This is a genomic window from Paraburkholderia silviterrae (assembly GCF_004353915.1).
GTDB classification, from domain to species: domain Bacteria; phylum Pseudomonadota; class Gammaproteobacteria; order Burkholderiales; family Burkholderiaceae; genus Paraburkholderia; species Paraburkholderia silviterrae.
The window spans coordinates 707,771-728,109 of the sequence record NZ_SMRP01000001.1; the positions used below are offsets into that span (position 1 = coordinate 707,771).

At 67.5% G+C, this 20,339-nt stretch carries 23 protein-coding genes; 15 read left to right on the forward strand and 8 right to left on the reverse strand.

What is annotated here, in order from left to right:
- Positions 1–75: 75 nt before the first annotated feature.
- On the reverse strand, positions 76–294 hold the full coding sequence (locus EYW47_RS03085; RefSeq protein ID WP_133193394.1) for a DUF2964 family protein: 219 nt from the start codon (positions 292–294) through the stop codon (positions 76–78).
- A 412-nt stretch (positions 295–706) separates the two neighbouring features.
- Here EYW47_RS03085 and EYW47_RS03090 point away from each other — a divergent pair, with 412 nt between their 5' ends.
- The 3 genes from EYW47_RS03090 (at position 707) to EYW47_RS03100 (ending at position 4,665) form a co-directional block, all read left to right on the forward strand.
- A complete protein-coding gene (locus EYW47_RS03090; protein ID WP_240763526.1) occupies positions 707–2,689 on the forward strand; it encodes a sigma-54-dependent Fis family transcriptional regulator in 1,983 nt (660 codons plus the stop codon).
- 441 nt (positions 2,690–3,130) lie between these two features.
- Positions 3,131–4,261: a VIT1/CCC1 transporter family protein gene (locus EYW47_RS03095; RefSeq protein ID WP_133193396.1), complete on the forward strand. Its 1,131-nt coding sequence runs from the start codon at positions 3,131–3,133 to the stop codon at positions 4,259–4,261.
- 104 nt (positions 4,262–4,365) lie between these two features.
- The gene (locus EYW47_RS03100; RefSeq protein WP_043288841.1) at positions 4,366–4,665 is read left to right on the forward strand and encodes a 2Fe-2S iron-sulfur cluster-binding protein; all 300 of its coding nucleotides are present in this window, start codon (positions 4,366–4,368) and stop codon (positions 4,663–4,665) included.
- 115 nt (positions 4,666–4,780) lie between these two features.
- Here EYW47_RS03100 and EYW47_RS03105 read toward each other — a convergent pair whose 3' ends face one another.
- Entirely contained in the window at positions 4,781–5,071 is a 291-nt protein-coding gene (locus EYW47_RS03105) for a DUF4148 domain-containing protein (RefSeq protein ID WP_133193398.1), read from the reverse strand.
- Positions 5,072–5,427: 356 nt separating this feature from the next.
- Here EYW47_RS03105 and EYW47_RS03110 point away from each other — a divergent pair, with 356 nt between their 5' ends.
- Positions 5,428–5,688: a DUF4148 domain-containing protein gene (locus EYW47_RS03110; RefSeq protein WP_133193399.1), complete on the forward strand. Its 261-nt coding sequence runs from the start codon at positions 5,428–5,430 to the stop codon at positions 5,686–5,688.
- On the opposite strand, the gene EYW47_RS42620 is transcribed toward EYW47_RS03110, so the two are convergent.
- From EYW47_RS42620 to EYW47_RS03130, 4 genes are all read right to left on the reverse strand, one after another.
- Complete coding sequence (locus EYW47_RS42620; RefSeq protein ID WP_165976478.1) at positions 5,682–6,152, reverse strand: hypothetical protein; 471 nt, start codon at positions 6,150–6,152, stop codon at positions 5,682–5,684. The two genes, EYW47_RS03110 and EYW47_RS42620, sit on opposite strands and share 7 nt — an antisense overlap.
- A 316-nt stretch (positions 6,153–6,468) precedes the next feature.
- Complete coding sequence (locus EYW47_RS03120; protein ID WP_133193401.1) at positions 6,469–6,663, reverse strand: YqaE/Pmp3 family membrane protein; 195 nt, start codon at positions 6,661–6,663, stop codon at positions 6,469–6,471.
- 31 nt (positions 6,664–6,694) lie between these two features.
- Positions 6,695–6,889, reverse strand: a complete 195-nt coding sequence (locus EYW47_RS03125) for a DUF1653 domain-containing protein (protein WP_133193402.1) — start codon at positions 6,887–6,889, stop codon at positions 6,695–6,697.
- A 50-nt stretch (positions 6,890–6,939) separates the two neighbouring features.
- Positions 6,940–7,608 (reverse strand): TetR/AcrR family transcriptional regulator, encoded by a 669-nt coding sequence (locus tag EYW47_RS03130; protein WP_133193403.1) that lies wholly within the window; start codon positions 7,606–7,608, stop codon positions 6,940–6,942.
- 62 nt (positions 7,609–7,670) lie between these two features.
- Between EYW47_RS03130 and EYW47_RS03135 the strand changes: the two genes are divergently transcribed.
- Positions 7,671–8,303 (forward strand): glutathione binding-like protein, encoded by a 633-nt coding sequence (locus EYW47_RS03135; protein WP_133193404.1) that lies wholly within the window; start codon positions 7,671–7,673, stop codon positions 8,301–8,303.
- A gap of 179 nt (positions 8,304–8,482) precedes the next feature.
- Here the strand turns inward: EYW47_RS03135 and EYW47_RS03140 are convergent, their stop codons facing one another.
- Entirely contained in the window at positions 8,483–9,196 is a 714-nt protein-coding gene (locus EYW47_RS03140; protein WP_133193405.1) for a GntR family transcriptional regulator, read from the reverse strand.
- Positions 9,197–9,440: 244 nt separating this feature from the next.
- Between EYW47_RS03140 and EYW47_RS03145 the strand changes: the two genes are divergently transcribed.
- The 7 genes from EYW47_RS03145 to EYW47_RS03175 all read left to right on the forward strand — a co-directional run bounded on the left by EYW47_RS03145 (position 9,441) and on the right by EYW47_RS03175 (position 16,727).
- Positions 9,441–10,736: a cyanate transporter gene (locus tag EYW47_RS03145; protein WP_133193406.1), complete on the forward strand. Its 1,296-nt coding sequence runs from the start codon at positions 9,441–9,443 to the stop codon at positions 10,734–10,736.
- Between the two features lie 264 nt (positions 10,737–11,000).
- Positions 11,001–11,477: a hypothetical protein gene (locus EYW47_RS03150; RefSeq protein WP_133193407.1), complete on the forward strand. Its 477-nt coding sequence runs from the start codon at positions 11,001–11,003 to the stop codon at positions 11,475–11,477.
- A gap of 405 nt (positions 11,478–11,882) precedes the next feature.
- Positions 11,883–12,575, forward strand: a complete 693-nt coding sequence (locus EYW47_RS03155; protein WP_377784808.1) for an NADPH-dependent FMN reductase — start codon at positions 11,883–11,885, stop codon at positions 12,573–12,575.
- 453 nt (positions 12,576–13,028) lie between these two features.
- Positions 13,029–13,322, forward strand: a complete 294-nt coding sequence (locus tag EYW47_RS03160) for a transcriptional regulator (RefSeq protein WP_133193409.1) — start codon at positions 13,029–13,031, stop codon at positions 13,320–13,322.
- Positions 13,323–13,386: 64 nt separating this feature from the next.
- Positions 13,387–14,319 carry a ferritin-like domain-containing protein gene (locus tag EYW47_RS03165; protein ID WP_133193410.1) on the forward strand — a complete coding sequence of 311 codons (933 nt, stop codon included), beginning with the start codon at positions 13,387–13,389 and terminating at the stop codon, positions 14,317–14,319.
- Positions 14,320–14,405: 86 nt separating this feature from the next.
- On the forward strand, positions 14,406–15,860 hold the full coding sequence (gene iaaH, locus EYW47_RS03170) for an indoleacetamide hydrolase (RefSeq protein WP_133193411.1): 1,455 nt from the start codon (positions 14,406–14,408) through the stop codon (positions 15,858–15,860).
- Positions 15,861–15,923: 63 nt separating this feature from the next.
- Positions 15,924–16,727, forward strand: a complete 804-nt coding sequence (locus EYW47_RS03175; RefSeq protein WP_133193412.1) for a transporter substrate-binding domain-containing protein — start codon at positions 15,924–15,926, stop codon at positions 16,725–16,727.
- 106 nt (positions 16,728–16,833) lie between these two features.
- On the opposite strand, the gene EYW47_RS03180 is transcribed toward EYW47_RS03175, so the two are convergent.
- Positions 16,834–17,346, reverse strand: a complete 513-nt coding sequence (locus EYW47_RS03180) for a DUF3455 domain-containing protein (RefSeq protein ID WP_133193413.1) — start codon at positions 17,344–17,346, stop codon at positions 16,834–16,836.
- A 355-nt stretch (positions 17,347–17,701) separates the two neighbouring features.
- On the opposite strand from EYW47_RS03180, the gene EYW47_RS03185 reads away from it, so the two are divergent.
- Genes EYW47_RS03185 through EYW47_RS03195 form a run of 3 tightly spaced genes read left to right on the forward strand, consistent with a single transcriptional unit; the run spans position 17,702 to position 20,123 of the window.
- The gene (locus EYW47_RS03185) at positions 17,702–17,959 is read left to right on the forward strand and encodes a FeoA family protein (RefSeq protein ID WP_133193414.1); all 258 of its coding nucleotides are present in this window, start codon (positions 17,702–17,704) and stop codon (positions 17,957–17,959) included.
- Entirely contained in the window at positions 17,956–19,809 is a 1,854-nt protein-coding gene (feoB, locus tag EYW47_RS03190; RefSeq protein WP_133193415.1) for a ferrous iron transporter B, read from the forward strand. Before EYW47_RS03185 ends, feoB begins: the two co-directional genes overlap by 4 nt.
- Positions 19,806–20,123, forward strand: coding sequence for a DUF6587 family protein (locus EYW47_RS03195; protein WP_133193416.1), 318 nt, complete (start codon positions 19,806–19,808; stop codon positions 20,121–20,123). The genes feoB and EYW47_RS03195 overlap by 4 nt, the downstream gene beginning before the upstream one ends.
- Positions 20,124–20,339 lie beyond the last annotated feature (216 nt).

Genomic DNA, 20,339 nt, shown 5'->3' on the forward strand with positions numbered 1-20,339 from the left:
CACTGCACGCGCCGGCCGCACGCACGGGCGGACGGCGCAACAGGCACCCCACTTTGCAGACCCGAATGCGCGAACTCACGACTCGCGATGCTGGCGATGCTCGATTTCGATGTCCTTCGGGTGCACCGTGAGCATCGCCACGAACGCGACGATGCCGCTCGACACGATCACCAGGCCGTATAGCACGACTTGATCCTCGTCGAAGAGCAGACCGTGAATCGCGACCGCGAGCCCCGCCAGCACGACAAAGACGGCGAGCGCCGCCACCAGGATCCTCAATTCGCCTTGGACCATGACGGCCCTCCGCAAAAGCCGCAGCGGCGCGAACGACCCCGTCATACCCAGTGCGCCGCCGCCGGGGCGCCTCACGCGTGCGCCCCTGTCTTCATCCTGGCACTCGCGCGTGCAAAGGCAAGCCGCACATTCAGCGCACGATCACGCACAACCGCGCACGACCGCTCACGCGATTGCACCCCAAGCGCAACTGCCGCCAAGCGGGCAGATTTGCCCGGAATCGCCCGGATGTGGCACGCGCCGACCTTCCTGTACCATGGCCCGACTGATATCGCTGCCCGAGCGCCGCCACAGCGCACTGCAATGCTGCAGTGCCACGAGGTGCCAGCGTAGCGTCAAAACAAGACTGGAGACACGCGTGACCCGACACCCCTCCGCCACCGTCAAGCCACCCGAAGCGGCCCGCGCGGACATGATCGCCCAGGCGCACGCGCGCTCGCGCGCGATCGGCTTGCGCGTATCCGAGGCGCCGGATTTCCAGCCGCTCGGCCGCGCCGATCTGCGCGATCTGATCGACGTGAATCGCACGCTCTACGCCGAGGCGCGGCCCGTGATGGATGCGCTGCACGCGCAGATCGTCGATACCGAGAGCATGGTGCTGCTCACCGACCGCAACGGCGTGATCCTGCACAGCCTCGGCGACACCGACTTCGTCGAGAAAGCGCGGCGCGTGGCGCTGCGTCCCGGCGTCTCGTGGGCCGAGCGCGACCGCGGCACGAACGCGATCGGCACGGCGCTCGTCGACGGCCAGCCCACCACCATCCATGCGGGCGAGCACTTCCTCCACGCGAACCACATCCTCACCTGCTCGTGCGCGCCAATCGCCGATCCGTGGGGCCGCACGCTGGGCGCGCTCGACGTAAGCGGTGAATCGCACGGGTTTCACAAGCACACGCTCGCGCTCGTGCGCATGTCGGCGCAAATGATCGAGAACCATCTGTTCAACACCGAATTCGCCGACGCTATCCGCCTGCAGTTCCATGCGCGCGCGGAGTTCATCGGTACGCTGTACGAAGGACTTGCCGCGTTCGGCGCCGACGGCGCCCTGCTGTGCGCCAACCGCAGCGCCCTGTTCCAGTTCGGCGCGTCGCTCGCCGCGCTGCAGCAGCGCGGCTTCGAGGCCCTGTTCGGCCAGCCGTTTCCGGCCTTCATGCAGCAGCTCATGCGCGCGCGCGGCGAATTCGTCCCGCTCACGCTGCCGAGCGGCGTGCGCGTGCTTGCGCGCGGCACGCCAGGCGCTGCGGTCGTGGGCGCGCAGCCGGCCTGGCCCGAGCGCGCCGCACGCGAGCGCGAGAAAGACTCAGCGGGTGCCGCCCCAATGGCGGGTGCGCGCACGCCCACGGCCGCCTGGCAACCCACGCTCGCCGACCTCGACACCGGCGACGCGCGCGTGGCCGCCGTCCTTGAGCGCGTCGCGCGCGTGCGCGGACGCGACATTCCCGTGCTCGTGCTCGGCCGCACCGGCACCGGCAAGGAATGGCTCGCGCGGGCGCTGCATCAGGATTCGCCGCGCCGCGATGCGCCGTTCGTCGCGCTCAATTGCGCGGCGCTGCCCGACACGCTGATCGAAGCCGAGCTGTTCGGCTATGAAGACGGCGCGTTCACGGGCGCCAAGCGCCGCGGCAGCGCCGGCAAGATCGTGCAGGCGCACGGCGGCACGCTCTTTCTCGACGAGATCGGCGACATGCCGCTCGCCCAGCAAGTGCGGCTCATGCGCGTGCTGCAGGAGCGCGCCGTCATGCCGCTTGGCGGGGCGCGCGCAGTGCCGGTCGACTTGCGCATCGTCTGCGCGACGCACCGCGACCTGCGCGCGATGATCGCCGAAGGCAGCTTCCGCGAAGACCTCTACTACCGCATCAACGGGCTCGCCGTCACGCTGCCGCCGCTGGCCGAGCGCACCGATCTCGACGCGCTCGTGGCGCGCGTGCTTGCCCATGTGCGGCATGAGATCCACGACGCGCCCGCGCGGATCACACCCGAGGTGCGCGAATACTTCGCGCGCTGCCGCTGGCCCGGCAATCTGCGTCAGCTCGCGAACGTGCTGCGCACCGCCGCGATCATGGCCGAAGGCGAGGACGCCATCGATCTCGTGCATCTGCCCGAGGATCTCGCGCACGACTGCGCTCCAGCTGAAAGTGGCGGTTGCGCCGACGCCCGCGAGACGGCAGCCCTTGAGACAGCAGCTCTTGAGACGCTCGCACCACAGGAGGCGCCCGTCGCCCCCTGCGCGCCTAATAAAGAAGGGGCTCACGTCTCGTGTCCGGCCCGTCTTTCGGACTGGCAGGCGCGCCTGATCGACGACACGCTCGCACGCCACGACGGCAACGTCTCGGCGGCGGCGCGCGAGTTGGGGCTGGCGCGCAACACGGTGTATCGGCATCTGCGGCGGCGTTGAGGCTCGCGAGGCGGACGCAATCGCACCCAGTCATACCCGATCACACCCGAGCCCACTCCGTCGCACCCAATCGCACCCAATCGCACCCGAGCGCGCTGCGTCGCGCCCACCCGCACCCGTGCGCACTCAGTCTCACCCACCCGCACCCGCGCGCACTCGGTCTCACCCACCCGCACCCGCGCGCACTCAGTCTCACTCACCCGCACCCGCGCGCACTCAGTCTCACTCACCCGCACCCGCGCGCACTCAGTCTCACTCACCCGCACCCGAGCGCGCTCCGTTGCATCCAATTGGATGCCAATCGCACGCATTCGCCCCGAACCGCGACAATCGCAACGCGCCGCGCGTGCCCGCACATGCGCGGCCCGCTCTCGCGCGCCGGGCCGCCAGATTCATGCCGCCAGGTTAAGCTTCGCGTAAAACGGATCTCCCTCGCGCATCATGGCCTCCGCCCAGGAACTCCACCGCTACCGGCGCAATCTCGCCGACGAACTCGACAGCGCCGCCGTCTACGACACGCTCAGCGCCGTCGAGAAGGACGCAGACCGGCGCCAGATCTTCGCCGAACTCGCGGCGTCGGAGCGCGAGCACGCCCAGGTGTGGCACGACAAGCTCGCCGCCAACGGCGTGCGCGTGCGCCCGCACCGGCGCAGCGCGAAGACGCGCCTGTTGCAAACGCTCACGCGTTTCTTCGGCCCTTCGATCGTGCTGCCGACCGTCGCCGCCGCCGAGTACGCCGACCGCGACCGCTACGCGCGCGAACCGGGTGCAGAGACGCTCTCGGCACAGGAGCAGCAGCACGCCGCCATCGTGCAGTCGATCGTGGCGAGCAAGCGCACGCACGGCCAGTCGAAGGGCGCGCAGATCGCGGGCGCCGAGTCGTGGCACAAGGGCGCGACCTCGGGCAACGACCTGCGCGCGGCCGTGCTCGGCGCCAACGACGGGCTGGTCTCGAACTTCTGCCTGATCATGGGGGTGGCCGGCGCCGGCAGCGCCAACCGGGCGATCCTGCTGACCGGCCTCGCCGGGCTCGTCGCGGGCGCGTGCTCGATGGCGCTCGGCGAATGGCTCTCGGTGACCAACGCGCGCGAACTCGCGCGCACGCAGCTCGCCAAGGAAGCCGACGAGCTCGAGCACACGCCGGACGCCGAGCGCCACGAGCTCGCGCTCATCTACCAGGCGAAAGGCATCGACGCCGACGAAGCCCGCCGCGTGGCCGCGCAGATCATGCGCGACAAGGACGAGGCGCTCGACACGCTCGCGCGCGAAGAGCTCGGCATCGATCCAAAAGAGCTCGGCGGCAATCCGTGGACGGCCGCGGCCGTGTCGTTCTGCCTGTTTGCGCTAGGCGCGGCGTTTCCCACAGCGGCCTTCCTGTGGGCGCACGGCACGGCGGCCATCGTCCAATGCGTCGCGCTGAGCACGCTGGGCCTCGCGGCCGTCGGTGTATTCACGTCGCTGTTTAACGGACGCAGCGCGGCGTTCTCGGCGTTCCGGCAAATCGCCATCGGCCTCGCCGCCGCCGCGTTCACCGCGGGTGCAGGCCACCTGCTCGGGGTATCGGTCTCATGAATGTCGACGAAACCGGCCAGCGCGCGGCCGATGCAACCCGCGAGAGCGGCAAAAGTGGCGAGCGTGCCAACGCGCCCGAGGCCGGCGCTGCGGACGGGCCGTCGGTGCAATCGCCACCATCGGTGCCGCTCGTGCGCGTGGAGCCGCTTGGCCGCACGTTCGAAGCGCCGCCCGAACTCACGCTGCTCGAGGCGGCCGGATTTGCCGGCATCCGCCTGCCGCGCCTGTGCCGCAACGGCACGTGCCGCACCTGCCTATGTCGCGTCGTGAGCGGCGAGGCGAGCTTCACGATCGAATGGCCGGGGCTGTCGCGCGAAGAAAAGGCCGAGGGCTATGTGCTGACGTGCGTCGCGGTGGCACGCACGGATCTCGTGCTCGACGTGCCCGACGCGGAGCTTTTATAGCCCGCGCTTGCGCCCGCCCCCGACGACAAAAAAGCAAAACCGGCCCGCGACTTCACATCGCGGGCCGGTTTTGCTTTTTGAGGAGCCGGGGCGTCAGGCGCCCCGGTGGGCGGTGTTACTGGCCGCCGAAATACACCGACTGCGAACCCTTGCGGGCGGCTTCTGAGACGTAGAGCGCGCCGGCCATCGACGACGAGTTGCTCACGCCGCCATACGAGCTGTCGCCCTGGGTCATGGGCGCATTCACCGCCGTCGTGGCGACGTTCTGATTGCGCTGGGTCTGCTGGAACTCGACGAGCTGGGCGCGCACCTGGTCGCGCGTGAGGCCCTGGTCGGACTGGGCGAAAGCGGCCAGCGGCGCGGCACATGCGGTAGCGATGACAACGGCTTGAATGAGCGACTTCATGACGATTACCTCCAGAATTGTTCGAATCGCCTGGCGCGGTGCATCGCATCGCGCACCGCAGGCGTTGACTGAATTCTAGGCAAGCGCGGGCTCCGGATATAGCGCGATCGTGGTGAATTCCAGTTGCGAATTTCGCAATAATTCGCGCGCGAGGGCAGCCACGCCGCCCCCATCACCAACACCCCATCCGGCCCCTTCCTCGAAATAATCAGACGAAATCCGCGCTGGATTGTTGTCGCCAGGAGAACACTGAATTCGCTTTATCAGTATTTACCCTGATGCCCCAAAGACCTAAAGTGTCGCCATGGGTCACGCCATCGCGCGGACCTCTTATAAAGAACTTGGAGGTTACAGTTATGAATTCGTTTATCAAGGCCGCCGTCGTTGCCGCCATCATCACCGTTCCGGCGCTTTCGTTCGCCCAATCGCAAGCTCAGCCGGTCACCCGCGCGCAAGTTCGCGCCGAACTCTCCCAGCTGCGCGCCGCGGGCTACGATCCGAGCGACTGGATGCACTACCCCGAAAACATTCAGGCTGCGGAAGCGAAGGTCGCTGCCGACAAGGCCAACACCGCCTACGGCCCGTCGACGACTGGCACGTCGCAGTCCGGTCAGTAAGCACGCTTGAACGGGCGTAGCCGCGCAGTCGCGGTTGCGCCGCTGTGTTTCAGGTGCCTTGGCACCCGCCAGCTCAGGTCGCGCCGAAGCAAATCAGGCCCGCCGCTCGAAAGAGCGGCGGGCCTGATCGTTTCTGCCGTCGATGGCTTGGCGCCATGGCCGTCAGTGACGGCCACCTCCGCCGTCGTGACCGCCGCCACGTCCGCCACCTCCACCGGAGGGTGCCCACGGGCCGCCGCGGCCGCCGCTGCCATGCCAGCCGCCTGAATCGCCGCCGCGACCGCCGCCGCCATTCCCGCCACCCGGATCGCCGCCGCGGCCGCCGCCACCATGCCAGCCGCCCGGATCGCCGCCGCGACCGCCGCCACCACGCCCGCCACCCGGATCGCCGCCGCGGCCGCCATCGGGTCGCCCCTGCCATCCGCCGTGGCCGCCGTCATGCCAGCCGCGGCGATCGTAGTCATGGTCGCGGTAATACCCGCCACCACCGCCCCAAATGCCGATATTCACGCTGCCGTACGCCGGCGTGGCATAGCCCGGCGCGTAGCCGGGATCGTAATAACCGGGTTGACCATAGCCGTAGTCGTAACCCGGTGCCACACACCCTGTCAGCAGGGCAACGGCACCGGCCATCAGCGCATATTTGAGCATGGCGAAGCCTCCTTTCTGTTTGTAAGAAAGCGGCGCCAGTCTTAAGTTCTCGCTGAATTGTGAGTGTGGGTTACGAATGTAACGGCCCGGTCTGCCGGATCCAGCAGTCAGCCGCATAATGCTTTGAGCTTAGTTGCGTCGGCCGAGCGCGTTGTCGATTTTCCGATCGGTCTGAAATTGGCTGAGCGAATACACGGCCCAGATAGCGGCGGGAATCCACCCGATCAAGGTGATTTGCAGGATCAGGCAGATGATGCCCGCGATCGGCCGGCCAATCGTGAAGAACAACAACCAGGGCAAAACGAGTGCAATGAGTAGACGCATCCTGGGACAAACCTCACTAATAGAAAAACGGTCAATTGACGGGAGCGAATCGCGGTATGAGCGCGCCTTCGAATTCGACCAGCTCGAAGAAGACGGAAGCCGGCCGCGTCCAGATCGTGCCGTTCGCCGCCCGGTACACGATCATCGTGACCGTGGGATCGGATTCGAGCGTCGCCTCGCAAACCAGTTCGTAGATGCCACCCTTGTAGTGCCGATAACGCACCATTGCCTTTCCCTCATCGATCGCGCAAATCGATATTGCGCCACCGCCGTAGTTTAGCAACGGATCGCGCGGGGCTTCGAGGTCGCGTTCGTCTGCGCCGCCGTGCCGCAGATGAGCGCCACGCCTGCCACCGCCGTCGCGCGCAGCACCGCACGCGGCTCGCCGGCACGCGCGCGCAGGGCGATGCTGTGCAGGAGCGCCGATGCCACGCGCGCGAGCATCGCAGGATCGGCATCCGCCGCCAGTTCGCCTTGCTGCACAGCATGCCGCAGACGACGCTCGAAGGCCTTGTCGAACGCGCGCAGGCCCGTCGCGAGGCGCTCGCGCACCGCCGCGTCGGCCACCGCCTCGACAGCCGCCGTGCCGATCAGCAGACACCCGCGCTGCGCCGCGTGCGGCGGCAAGTACCACGCGAGCGCGCCATCGAATACGCGCAGCAGCGCCTCGGCAAGCGGAAGCGTCTCGTCGAGCGCCGCTGCCATTGCCGCGGACCCCGCTTCGATGTAGCGCTCGACGGTCTGCAAATAAAGCGCATGCTTGTCGCCGAACGCGGCGTACAGGCTCGGCCGGTTCATGCCGGTCGCCGCGCTCAGGTCGTCGAGCGAGGTGCCTGCATAGCCGTTGTGCCAGAAAGTGTCGCGCGCATGCGCGAGCGCCTGCTCGGGATCGTAGGCGCGGGGCCGCCCGCGTGGACGGCTATCCTTTTTTGTACCGGATTGCATAGAAATATTGGAACGGCCATTTTTGTCCACTATAGTACAAAAACCCGCCAAGGAGGATGACGATGGAACTGTACTTCGCCCCGCTCGCCTGCTCGCTCGCCACGCGTATCGCTCTCTATGAAGCGGATGCGTCCGCCCGCTTCATACAAGTCGATACGCAGTCCAAACTGATTGCGGAAGGTGGCGACTTTTACGCCGTCAATGCGCTCGGCCAGGTGCCGGTGCTGCGCGAGGACGACGGCTGGACGCTGACCGAAAACACCGCTGTGCTGCCGTGGGTCGCCGACCGCTTCCCGCAGGCGCAGCTCGCGCCGCCCGCCGGCACGCGCGAGCGTGCGCGCATGCATCAGTGGCTCGGCTTCATCGGCACGGAGCTGCATAAGGCGGTGTTCGTGCCGCTGTTGGGCCAGGGCGTGGATGAAGCCGTGAAGCGCTACGCGCGCGACAAGGTGGACAAGCGCTTCGCGATGCTCGAGGCGCATCTTGCGGGGCGTGCGTATCTGCTCGATGCATTCAGTGTCGCCGATGCCTATCTGGTCACCGTGCTCAACTGGGCCCCGTATGCGGGCATCGATCTCGCGCGCTGGCCTGCCGTTGCGGATTACGCGCGGCGCATGCGCGAGCGTCCGGCCGTCGCGCGCGCCATGGCGGAAGAACTCGAGCTTTTCAGGCGCGAACGCGAAAAACAGCAGTAGCGGACGAGCCGGTGCGCGTTGCGCTCACGCGCCTCTGAGGCGCGCCGTTATCGCCGTGTTATCGCCGTGTTATCGCCGTGTTATCGCCGTGTTATCGCCGTGTTATCGCCGCGTTATCGGCACGTTGTTGCCACGCTGCCGCCGCGTTATTGCGTCAGCGCACGGGATATGCCACGCGCTCAAGTGGCCGGATCGGCGAACACGGCCTTCAGGTCGCGGCCCTGGCGCTTGCGGGCCTGGCGCACCACCCGCTCCTCGATTTCGGCCAGATGCTCGCGCGCCGTGGCAAGCGCTGCCACCTGTTCGCCCGCATCGAGCGCCGCGATGATTTGCGCGTGCTCGTCGGGCGCGCACGAAGTGGCCTTCGACGGATCGAATAGCGCCTTGTAGAGCTCAGTGCGCGCGACGAGTGGCGCGAGCGCCGCTACGAGCGCAGCGCCGCCCGCGAGCTCAGTCAGGATCAGATGGAACTGGCCCGCGAGGCGCACCGCCTCATCCACTCGGCCCTCGCGCAGCGCCTTCTTCTCGCTGCGCACATGCGCGGCGAGCTGGCGGCGCATGCCCGAGTCAAGTGCGCCGCACAGACTCACGACGACCCCCGCCTCCATCACCTGACGCGCCCGGTACGTCGCGCGAATGTCCTCTTCAGAGGGCGACGGCACGAACGCGCCGCGATTGGGCTCGAGCTCGAGCTTGCCTTCGAAGCCGAGGCGCGCGAGCACCTTGCGCAGTGCGCCGCGCGTGCAGCCGAACGCGGCCGCGAGCTCACGCTCGACGAGCTGCTGCCCTGGCACAAGCTTGCCTTGCAGGAGCGCCGAGTTGATCGAGGCGTAGATCTGCGCCTGGACGTCGTCGGCGCTTTCGCCCGCGACGCGCCCCGCGTTGGCGGCCATCGCGTCATCGCTATGAGGAGGTTCGCCCGTGCGGGCAGATCGGGTTGTAGAAGCCATGAAAGAAGGCACATACGAACGGAATCAAGCGGCATTGTAGCGACGCGCCAGCCCAGACAATATACGCAGCGCGTGTGCCGGCATCGTTTTTCGCCCTATACCCGGAATAGCTGCCGCCCCCATGATTGTTGACAATTATCTCTTACAATGGTCAACCAAAATTGTCATTAAAGTTGACCAGATGAGCATGAGTTCCGACCCCATCGATTCCCGCCAGTACGGCGTGGCCGTATCGGCGCGCACGAGCGCGCTCGCCTGGTACGCCGCCATCGTCGTCATCGGCTTGAACCTGCGGCCGCTGCTCACCTCGATCAGCCCGCTCATGGCGACCATCCGCCAGGCCACCGGCCTCTCGTTCTACGGCGCCTCGCTGCTGACGAGCCTGCCGGTCGTCGCGATGGGACTGGGCGCGTTCGGCACCGGCGTGCTCGCGCGGCGTCTGGGCGAGACGCGTGGCGTGGCGCTCGGCCTCGTCGCCATTGCGGCGGCTTGCGGCGCGCGCGCGTTCGCGTCGACGGGCGGCGCGCTCATGCTCACGGCCACCGCGGCCGGTGCAGGCGTCGCGGCCATTCAAGCCCTGTTGCCCGCCGTGATGAAGCAGCGCTTCGCTCATCGCGTGCCGCTCGCGATGGGGCTGTTTTCGGCATCGATCATGAGCGGCGGCGGCCTTGGCGCGAGCCTGAGCCCGCTGGCCGCGCGCCTTGGCGGCTCGTGGCACGCGGGGCTCGCCGTCTGGGTGGTGCCCGCGCTCGCCGCGCTCGCGCTGTGGGCCTGGCTCAGCCGCGACGCGCAGCAAGGCGCACAAGCCGGGACAAGCGCGACGGCAGGCGCGGCGGCAAGCAAGGCGGCCGGAGCGGCCGGCGCTCCCCCCCACGTGCCGGTGTGGCGCAAGCGCCGCGCATGGACGCTCGGCCTGCACTTCGGCCTCGTGAACGGCGGCTATACGAGCCTCGTGGCGTGGCTGCCCGCGTACTACCAGCAGCACGGCGCGAGCGTCGCGGCCAGCGGCTCGCTGCTCGCCGCCATGACGGTCTTCCAGGCCATCTGCGCGCTCCTGCTGCCGCTTGCGGCGGCCCGCTTCAAGGACCGCCGTCCCTGGCTCGTCGCCGGGCTGAGCGCGCAATTGATCGGCATCGTCGGCCTCGCCGCCCGGCCCGAGGCCGCGCCGCTTCTGTGGGTGGCGTTTGCAGGCGCGGGGCTCGGCGGCACCTTCTCGGTTTCGCTCGTGACCGTCCTCGATCACTCGGGCGATCACCGCATCGCGGCACGCCTCGTCGCGTTCGTGCAGGGCCTCGGCTTCGTGATCGCAGCGATCGCACCGGTCGTGGCCGGCCGCGTGCGCGACCTCACCGGTGGCTTCACCGGCGCGTGGATCATGCTTGCCATCTCCATCTCCTCGATGATCGTGCTCACGCTGGCTTTCTCGCCGCGCAGCTACGGGCACTGGCTAGGGCGGCACGGCACTGCCGCTTCCGACGCCTGAGGCCTGGGCCTGTTCACGCCAGCAACAGGCCCTGCGGACCTTCGCACGCCGGTTGCCGCATCGGCGCAACATTGGCGCGGTACGCTCCGACAAACGTTTGCATTCACCGCTGTACGAATGTACAGTGCGTGCAGCCGACCCTCCGTGCCGCCCGCTTGCCGTACCGGGCTGCGCCGCCTTCGGGCAGGCGCGTCCGCCAGCCTCGCGCACCGCGCGGGGCCGGTGCAGCCAGGCGGGTCTGCTCACCGAAACGGAGATCACGACGTGCGATTCATCTTGACGGGGACCTTGCTGTGCGTCCTCGCATCCAGCGCACTCGCTGGGGAACACTACACCGAGGTCTGGAATCCACCGGAGGCACGCGTGCCCGCAGCACGCACGCCAGGCGCCCATCCGGCCACGCCTGGGAAGAAGACCCACGCGCACCATGGCACGAAGCACAAGCTCACGACCGCCGGGCGCCTGGACGCGCGCAAGGTGGCCGAGCCCGCGGTACGCGCTTCGGCAGCCACCGTGCCGATGCTGCCCACTGTGCCCGGCAGCACGGGCCACGGCGCCGCGGCAAGCTCGAAGACGAATCGCGACCGCACGCCCTACATCCCGCCGCAGATCGGCCCGGACGGCAACGTCCTGCAAGTGAGCTATGCGGCCCCTGCACAACCGGCACGCCGTGCGCAAAGCCCGCTCATGCTCGTGCCCACCGTCCCGGCCGCCGCGCCGTTCAGCTCGCGAGCGCACTGAGCGCCGCCGTCTCCAGACAAAACCGCGAAAAAAAGCCCCGTCACCTTGCGGTGCGGGGCCGAATCCCATGTCAAGGAGATGCTCATGGAGGAGACGGTTTCATCTTAGCCGTGCCCTTCAGGCGGACCAACCAATGCTTTCAGCTATGCATATGGCGCGCGGCACGCACAACCGACCCTGCCCCGTATGCATATCCTTAGAACAAAAAGTCGTTTCGCGCGGCGCGGCGCGCTAACTAAGATGGCACTTCAGGCTTCGTTCAGACCATAACGAGGCAACAGCCGGGCCAACCAGGCGTAAATCAGGCCTTAGTGAGGCCTCACCCGCGCCAGTTCGGAGCCGGGCGCCAATGGCGAAATCACGCGTTGCCGCGCGTCGCCGAAGGCCCGCACTGAGCCCCACCGCATATCCGAGGAGCACCCCTTGAGCATTACCGATTCCAGACACCGCCCGCTCGTGGTCGGCATTGGCGGCACGACGCGCGAAGCGTCGTCGACTGAGCGCGCCCTCGCCTTCGCGCTGCGCGGCGCGGAGCAGGCCGGCGCGCGCACGCGGCTGTTCGGCGGCACCTTCTTGCACAGCCTGCCCCACTACGCGCCCGAAAACGGCACGCTCACCGACGCCCAGCGCGAGCTGATCGAAGCCGTGCGCGCGGCGGACGCCGTCATCATCGGGACGCCCGGCTATCACGGCGGCGTCTCGGGTCTCGTGAAGAACGCGCTCGACACGCTCGAAGAGCTGCGCGCCGACGCGCGCCCGTATCTCGACGGCCGCGCCGTGGGCTGCATCGTGACCGCCTACGGCTGGCAGGCCACCGGCTCCGTGCTCGCCTCGCTGCGCTCGATCGTGCACGCGCTGCGCGGCTGGCCGACGCCGTTCGGCGCCGGCATCAACACGCTCGAGACGCGCTTCGAGAGCGCGCATCAATGCTCGGATGCGAAAGTCGTCGAGCAGCTCTTCACCGTCGGCCAGCAGGCCGCGCAGTTCGCGCTCGCGTTCGATGCGCAGCGCGCGGCTTCGCAGGCTGGCGACGCGCGTGCAATCGCGGCGGGCGCCGGCGCGGCGCGCAATGAGGATCGACTCAGCGTCGCCGTTTGAATCGGCATTCGAATCGTCGTACGCGTGCTCCGTGCACGCGCGGTCCCAGCCCTGACTGGCCTGGCACTATGGGCTGCTGACCTGAGCGCCATCCCGGCGGCAGCCCTCCTCAACTCCAGGCGTGCCTCGCGTACGTGCGCGTACGTGTTGCGCGCCACTTCCCTCGCCGATCCGCACGGTCTGTGCGCGCTGGCGCACACAGGCATGCGCGTTGCGTCATCCAGCACACAGACGCCTCGCGCCACGCGATCCACATTGAAGGCGAACCGTAATCTCGCCTCATCCTGATCATTCTGCTGACCGTTCCAGGCCACCCGTGATTTGCTTGCGACGAATGATTGGTTTCACACGCGCGCGGCAGCCCCTACGCTTCACTCGTACCGGGAAACGAGCAACGAGGCGCCCATGCGCAATACGCACAAGAGCAGGACGCACCAGCAGGATGCAGAGGCCATGAACGCACCTATCCGCTATAAAGGCTACGAAGTCGCGCCGAGCGCACAGCGGCTTCCGAACGGCCTGTATGCCGCCAATCTCACGATCGGCACGCTGCCGGTCGCGCCAGCGCCGTCACAGCCGGCGACGGGCACCCCATTGAACGACGCGTCGGACTCGCTTCGAAGCGCCGCGCGCGGCGCGCTCGTTTCGTTCGACGCGCTCGACTACTTTTTCGACGAACGCCACGCGCTCGCCTACGCGTGCCGCTGGGCGCGCATGTGGATCGACGAACAGCGCCGCTGCGCGTGACGCCTCCGTCATCCTTACAGTTGTGACAGAATAGGAGTCAAATCACCGTCCCCTTTCACGCTCAATGGCCGACACCCTGACGCATCCAGCCGAAGGCGCAAGCGTTGACGAAAGCGCCCTCGCCGACCAGGACGCCGCGCTGCGGCACTGGACGCACGACACGCCAGGGCCCATCAGGATCGGATCGGACGAGCACCGGAAGATGTTTTGCCGGATGCTGCTGGACACGCACGATCCCTACCGCCCCGCGGTGCTCGACTGGCCGAAGCTCGAGCCCGACGCGCTGCGGCGCCTGACTTCGCTGCCGATCTGGGACATCGCCGTGCAGACCGAAGGCCGCGCGTCGATCCGCGTGAAAACCTGGGCGGCCACGGTGGCCGATCCGCTCTTGCGCGCCGCCATCGAAATGGACGGCGACGAAGAAGCGCGCCACAAGGTCGTGCTCTCGCATCTCGTCGAGGCCTACGGCATCGCGCTCGCACCCGAACCTGCCTACCCTCCGCCGAAAAACCCCGAATGGGCGTGGATGTTCACGGGCTACAGCGAGTGCGTCGACAGCTTCTTCGCCTTTGGCCTGTTCCGCTCCGCGCAGCGCTCGGGATTTTTTCCCGCCGAGCTCGTCGAGACCTTCGAACCCGTGATCCAGGAAGAAGCGCGCCACATCCTCTTCTTCGTGAACTGGGTGGCGTGGTATCGCAAGAATCTGCCCTGGTGGCGCCGGCCGTGGCACTCGCTGCGCGTCGCGGCAATCTGGATCAAACTGGTGTGGGACCGCGTGGCGATTGCGCGCGGCATCGACGCCGACGGCGTTGCGCACGACTCGAACTTCCTGCCCGCCAACCGCGAAGTACTGGGCGATTCGCTCAAGCCGCGCGAGCTGATCGAGTTGTGCCTGCGCGAAGACGAGGCGCGCATGCGGGGCTACGATTCGCGCCTGTTGCGCCCGACGCTCGTGCCCACGCTCGCCCGCATCGCACTGCGCTTCATGAAGACGTAACGCGCACCGGGGTGCGCACGACGAAGCATCCGGCACGAGCGCATCGCGATGCCTCGCCCCCCACGGCCGCACGAGAAGGAGATTGCATGACCTGGACTGTCGACCAGCAACTGGCACTGAGCGCGACGCAAGCCGTCGAGGCCATCCGCACGGGGCGGCTCAAAGCCGCCGATTACGTCGCCACCTTGCTCGCGCGCGCGCAGGCGCTGGAAAACCTCAACGCGCTCACCTCGCTCGACGTGGAAGGGGCGCTAGCCGCCGCACGGCGCATCGACTCGCTCGGCACTCACGAGCGCGCGCATCTGCCGCTCGCGGGCCTGCCCGTGGTCGTGAAGGACAACATCAACACGCGCGGCCTGCAGACCTCGGCGGGCACGCCCGCGCTCGAAGGCTTCGTCCCCGCGCGCCATGCGCCTTCGGTGCAGCGGCTCGTGGACGCCGGCGCGATCTTGCTCGGCAAGGCCAATATGCACGAGCTCGCGTTCGGCATCACGAGCACGAATCTCGCGCCGCACGCGGGCCCTGTGCGCAACCCCTGGGACCCCGAACGAATTCCCGGCGGCTCGTCGGGCGGCACGGCCGCCGCCATCGCGGCACGCATCGTGCCCGCAGGCCTCGGCACCGACACCGGCGGCTCCACGCGCATACCCGCCGCGCTATGCGGCATTGTCGGCTTGCGCCCGAGCGTGGGCGACGGCGGCACGCAGCGCCGCTACCACGACCCGCAGGCCGTCGTGCCGATCAGCCATACGCGCGACACCGTCGGGCCGATGGCGCGCACCGTCGCCGACGCGGCACTCATCGACGGCGTGATCACCGGGCACGGCCCGCTCGCCCAGGCCGCCGTAACGAATCTGCGCGTGGGCTTGCCCGCGCCGTTCTGGGCAGGGCTCGAAGCCGCGACCGAGAGCGTGGCCCGCGCGGCGCTCGCGAAACTCGAAGCGGCCGGCGTCACGCTCGTGCCCGTGGCGATGAGCGAAATCTTCACGCTCAATGACCGCGTGAGCATGGCCATCGCGCTGCACGAGCCGATCGAGGACCTGCAGGCGTGGCTCGTCGCGAACCCCAGCCACGCGCGGACCGTAGCGGACGTGGCCGCGCGCATCGCGAGCCCGGACGTGCGCGCGGCTTACGACGACATCCTCGCGGATAGGCGCGGCGGCGACTATCAAACAGCGATGACCGTATGGCGGCCGCGGCTGCAGCAGCTCTATGCGCAGACCTTCGCCGCCAGCGGCCTTGACGCGCTGCTCTTTCCGACGACGCGCCTCGCGGCGGTGAAGATCGACGAGATGAACGGATCGTCGAGCGTATCGATCGATGGCGGCGCACCGATCGACGAACTGGAGGCGTATCTGCGCAACACCGATCCCGCGAGCAACGCGGGCATTCCGGGCCTCGCGCTGCCCGCGGGGCTGATCGATGGACGGCTGCCGGTCGGCCTCGAACTCGACGGGCCGACCGGCAGCGACCGCAGGCTGCTCGCGATCGGGCTCGCGTTCGAGGAGATTTTGGGGACGTTGCCGGCGCCGGAAATTTGACGGGGTAAGATGCTTTGGCGCGCCATCGCGCAGTCCGATATTCCAATAACCTGGAGACGAATAATGAAGCTTTCGAAGCTCTTCTTTACCAGCGTACTTGCCGTATCGGCTTTTAGCCTGACCGCCGTTGCCGCTCATGCGGAAGACCTGCTGGACAGCGTGAAGCAGGCCGGGGTGCTCAAAGTCGGTCTCGAAGGCACGTATCCGCCCTTCGACTCCCGCAACACCCAGGGTGAACTCGTAGGCTTCGACGTCGACGTTGCGAAAGCGGTTGCGGCCAAGCTGGGCGTGAAGCCCGAGTTCATTCCCACCGAATGGAGCGGCATCATCGCGGCGCTGCAAGCCGGCAAATTCGACGTGATCGTCAATCAGGTGACCATCACGCCGCAGCGCCAGCAGGCGCTCGATTTCAGCCAGCCCTATACCTATTCCGCAGCCCAGCTGATTCAGCGCGCCGACGACAAGCGCGAGTTCAAGGCGCTCGACGAATTCAAGGGCGACAAGAAACTCGGCGTGACGCTCGGGACGAACTACGATCAGATGGCGCGCGCCGTGCCAGGCATCAACGTGCAGACCTATCCGGGTGCACCCGAAAAGCTGCGTGATCTGGCAGCGAAGCGCATCGATGCCACGATCGACGACCGGTTGATGCTGCCGTATATGATCAAGACTTCACAGTTGCCGCTGCGCCCGGGCGCGGTGCTCCAGGGCGCCAATCAGGAAATGGGCATTCCGTTCCGCAAGGGCAATCCCAAGTTCGAGAAAGCGATCAACGACGCGCTGACTTCGTTGAAGCAGGACGGGACGCTGAAGAAGATCTCGGAGCACTGGTTCGGAACCGATGTGACGGTGCCGATCGCGCAGTGATCTTTGAGGGCTTTCACTCGCGCACGCCGGCTGGGTAAGTGGTCGGCGTGCGGAAAGAGATGAATATGATCGCCCTGTCAATAAGGATTACGAATATAGTTAGCCACTACCGATAGAAAACATATTCCGCAAGATAAGGCGAGCTGCCAAGCTGGTGCTCTGTCGAACATGGCGCGGACGGCGTCAGCCCGCCGACAGTATGTACGCGCTGCACATACCGGATTGCCGACAGCGTACCGGCACCGGCCACGCCATGCGTTTCAAGCAAGAGTTGCGGGATGCTTGCCGGCGTTTCACTGGGTCGTTGCGCAATCACGTGCCCCACAATACGGCTGCCGTCCTCGGCTTCCCATGAAGGCCCTGCGCCGTGCCGAACCACCGCGTGACCGCTCGCATCGAAAAGCGTTGCCTGCGGGCTCTTGAACACCCATCCCAGACGATGCTGCGCGTCGTACTCACACGCATAGTTCTGCACGCCCGACGCGTTCAGCGTCATCACGCGTTCTGCCTGCGGTGGATCGATGGATGCGCCGGCAGGGCCAGCAGGCGGCATTGCACACGCCCCCAGTATCGATACAACGGCAGCAGCCAAGCCTGATTGCAAAGCATTTCTGAGCATGGTTTTTCACCCCAGTGAAATGAAGCACGACCCAATGCGTTGACCGATCAGCCAACTCGCCAGTCGACTCCGCTAGCCGCGATAGTACGCGCGCTCTTCCATATGCCTCGGTTTCACGCTCGAAACCCACGCGACCAGAAAGTGGCCGCATGCGGCCAAACGCGGTTTGGCAATACCCACGCCACTGCCCTCATGCGTCAATTCCACGCACCCGCCCATCCGCTGCCCGCCCCGGCAACCCGTCCCCACCGCACACCCCATCTGCATCAACCCGCCGTTGCCCGATTGGCCACCCAACCCCCGTCATCGCCGTTACAATGAGAACCGTTCTCATTTCAAGACGACAAGAATCCCCATGCGGCTGACCGACCTGACCAAGGGCGCCACTGCCTATGTCGAGCGCGTCGATGACGCCTCGGCCCGCGACCCCATCGCCCAGCGCCTGCGCGATCTCGGCTTCGTCCCCGGTGAGCCCGTGCGCGTCGTCGCGCGCGCGCCGTGGGGCGCCGATCCGCTGCTCGTGCAGATCGGCTCGACGCGCTTCGCGCTGCGACGCGCGGAGGCGCAGCGCGTCAGCGTGAGCCTGAATGCCGGCGCGGGAGCCGCCGCATGAGCCAGGCACCGCTGCGCATCGCCCTCGTCGGCAATCCCAATTGCGGCAAGACCGCGCTATTCAACCTGCTCACGGGCGCACGCCAGAAGGTGGCGAACTATGCGGGCGTGACGGTCGAGCGCAAGGAAGGCCGCTTCGCCACGCCCACGGGCCGCCATATTCAGGTGCTCGATCTGCCCGGCGCCTACAGTTTCGATTCGACCAGCCCCGACGAGCGCGTCACTCACGACGTGCTGCTCGGCCGCTATCCGGGCGAGGCGGCGCCCGACCTGATCGTCTGCGTCGCCGACGCCACCAATCTGCGCCTGCATCTGCGCTTCGTGCTCGAGGTCAAGCGCATGGGCCGTCCGGTCGTGCTCGCGCTCAACATGATGGACGCCGCGAAACGCCGGGGCATTCAGGTGAACGTCGCCACACTCTCGCGCGAGCTTGGCATGCCCGTGGTCGAGACCGTGGCCGTGCGGCGCGGCGGCGCCCAGGCGCTCATCGACCTGATCGACCGGGTGGGCACGGATGCGGCGCCCGCCTCGCATGAGGGCGGCACGAGCCAGAACGACGACGCCGACCTGCACGCCACGGTGCGGCGCATCCTCGCCGACGCCGTGACCATGCCGCGCGCCACCGACGCGCGCGACGACGCCATCGACCGCTTCGCGCTGCATCCGGTGTTAGGCCCGCTGATTCTCGCGGTGGTGATGTTCCTCGTGTTCCAGGCCGTCTATTCGCTCGGCAAGCCGCTCACCGACGCCATCGGCGACGGCTTCGGCTGGCTTGGCGGCGTCGTGGGCGCGGCGCTGCCCGACGGCCCGCTGCGCAGCCTCGTCACCGACGCCCTTTTCGGTGGAGTAGGCACCGTGCTCGGCTTTTTGCCCGAGATTCTCGTGCTGTTCTTCTTCATCCTCGTGCTGGAGGAATCGGGCTATCTGCCGCGCGCGGCCTTCCTGCTCGACCGCATGATGGTCTCGGTCGGCTTGACGGGCCGCTCGTTCATTCCGCTCCTGTCGAGCTTCGCCTGCGCGATTCCCGGCGTGATGGGCACGCGCAGCATCTCCGATCCGCGCGACCGGCTCGCCACGATACTCGTCGCGCCGCTCATGACGTGCTCGGCGCGCCTGCCCGTCTACGCGCTCTTGATCGGCGCGTTCATTCCGCACCGGCTGATCTTCGGCGTGTTCAATCTGCAGGGGCTCGTGCTGTTCGCGCTCTACGCGGCCGGCATCGTGGGCGCCATGGCGGTGGGCTGGGTGATGAAGAAGCTGCGCCGCGACCGCGGCGAGCACGCGCTGCTGATGGAATTGCCTTCGTACCGCCTGCCGCGCGCGCGCGACGTCGCAATCGGCTTGTGGGAACGCGGCTCGATCTTCCTGAAGCGTCTCACCGGCATCATCCTCGCACTGACTGTGCTGATGTGGTTCATCTCCACGTTCCCCTCGCCGCCCGATGGCGCGACGCAGCCGGCCATCGACTATACGATCGCGGGCTATCTCGGCCGCGCGCTGCAATGGCCGTTCGCGCCGCTCGGCTTCAACTGGCAGATGAGCCTCGCGCTGATCCCCGCGTTCGCCGCACGCGAAACGGCAGTGGCCGCGCTCGCGACGGTCTATTCGGTGGCGAGCGGCGATGGCGACATCGTCGCGCTCGGCCACACGCTCGCGCAGAATTTTTCGCTGGCCAGCGCGCTTTCGCTGATGGTGTGGTTCGCGTTCGCGCCGCAGTGCATGTCGACGCTCGCCGTGATCCGCCGCGAAACGCGTTCCTGGCGCGCCGTGGTGATCTCGTTCAGCTATATGTTCGTGGTGGCCTACGCGGCCTCGTTCGTCACGTACCAGATCGCGAGCCGCTTCGTATGAGCACGAGTCTCGTTCTTCAGTATGTGGTCATTGCACTGCTCGTGGCCGCAAGCCTGTGGACGGCGCTGCGCAAGCTTGCGCCCAGGACGACCGCACGTTGGCAAGCCGCCGCCGCGGCTGCGCTGCTGCGGCCGCAACGCGGTGCATTCGCGCAACGCATAGGCCGCCTCGTGCAGCCGAAAGGCGCTACCGGCAATTGCGGCGACGGCTGCGGCACGTGCGGAACCTGCGGGCCGACCAATGCGCCTGCCGATGCACGCGCCGATGCCTCCTCGCGCGAGCAACCCGTTACGTTCCACGCGCGCCGTAAATAAGCGCGTCACTTGTTTCGGCTACACTCGCGGCAGCAAGGTCGCCCGTGCGAGCGCGCCGTCTGCACGGGCGCAGTGAAGCGCATCGTGCGCCCCATTCCCGAATTGCCCGACTCTCCCGTTTAGCGCCGATGCCTCACGTCTTCTCTGCCGTCTCTCGCTCCCGGTCTGCTTTCGCAGCGCTTTTCGTTGCGCTCATTGGAGCGCTCGCCGCCACCG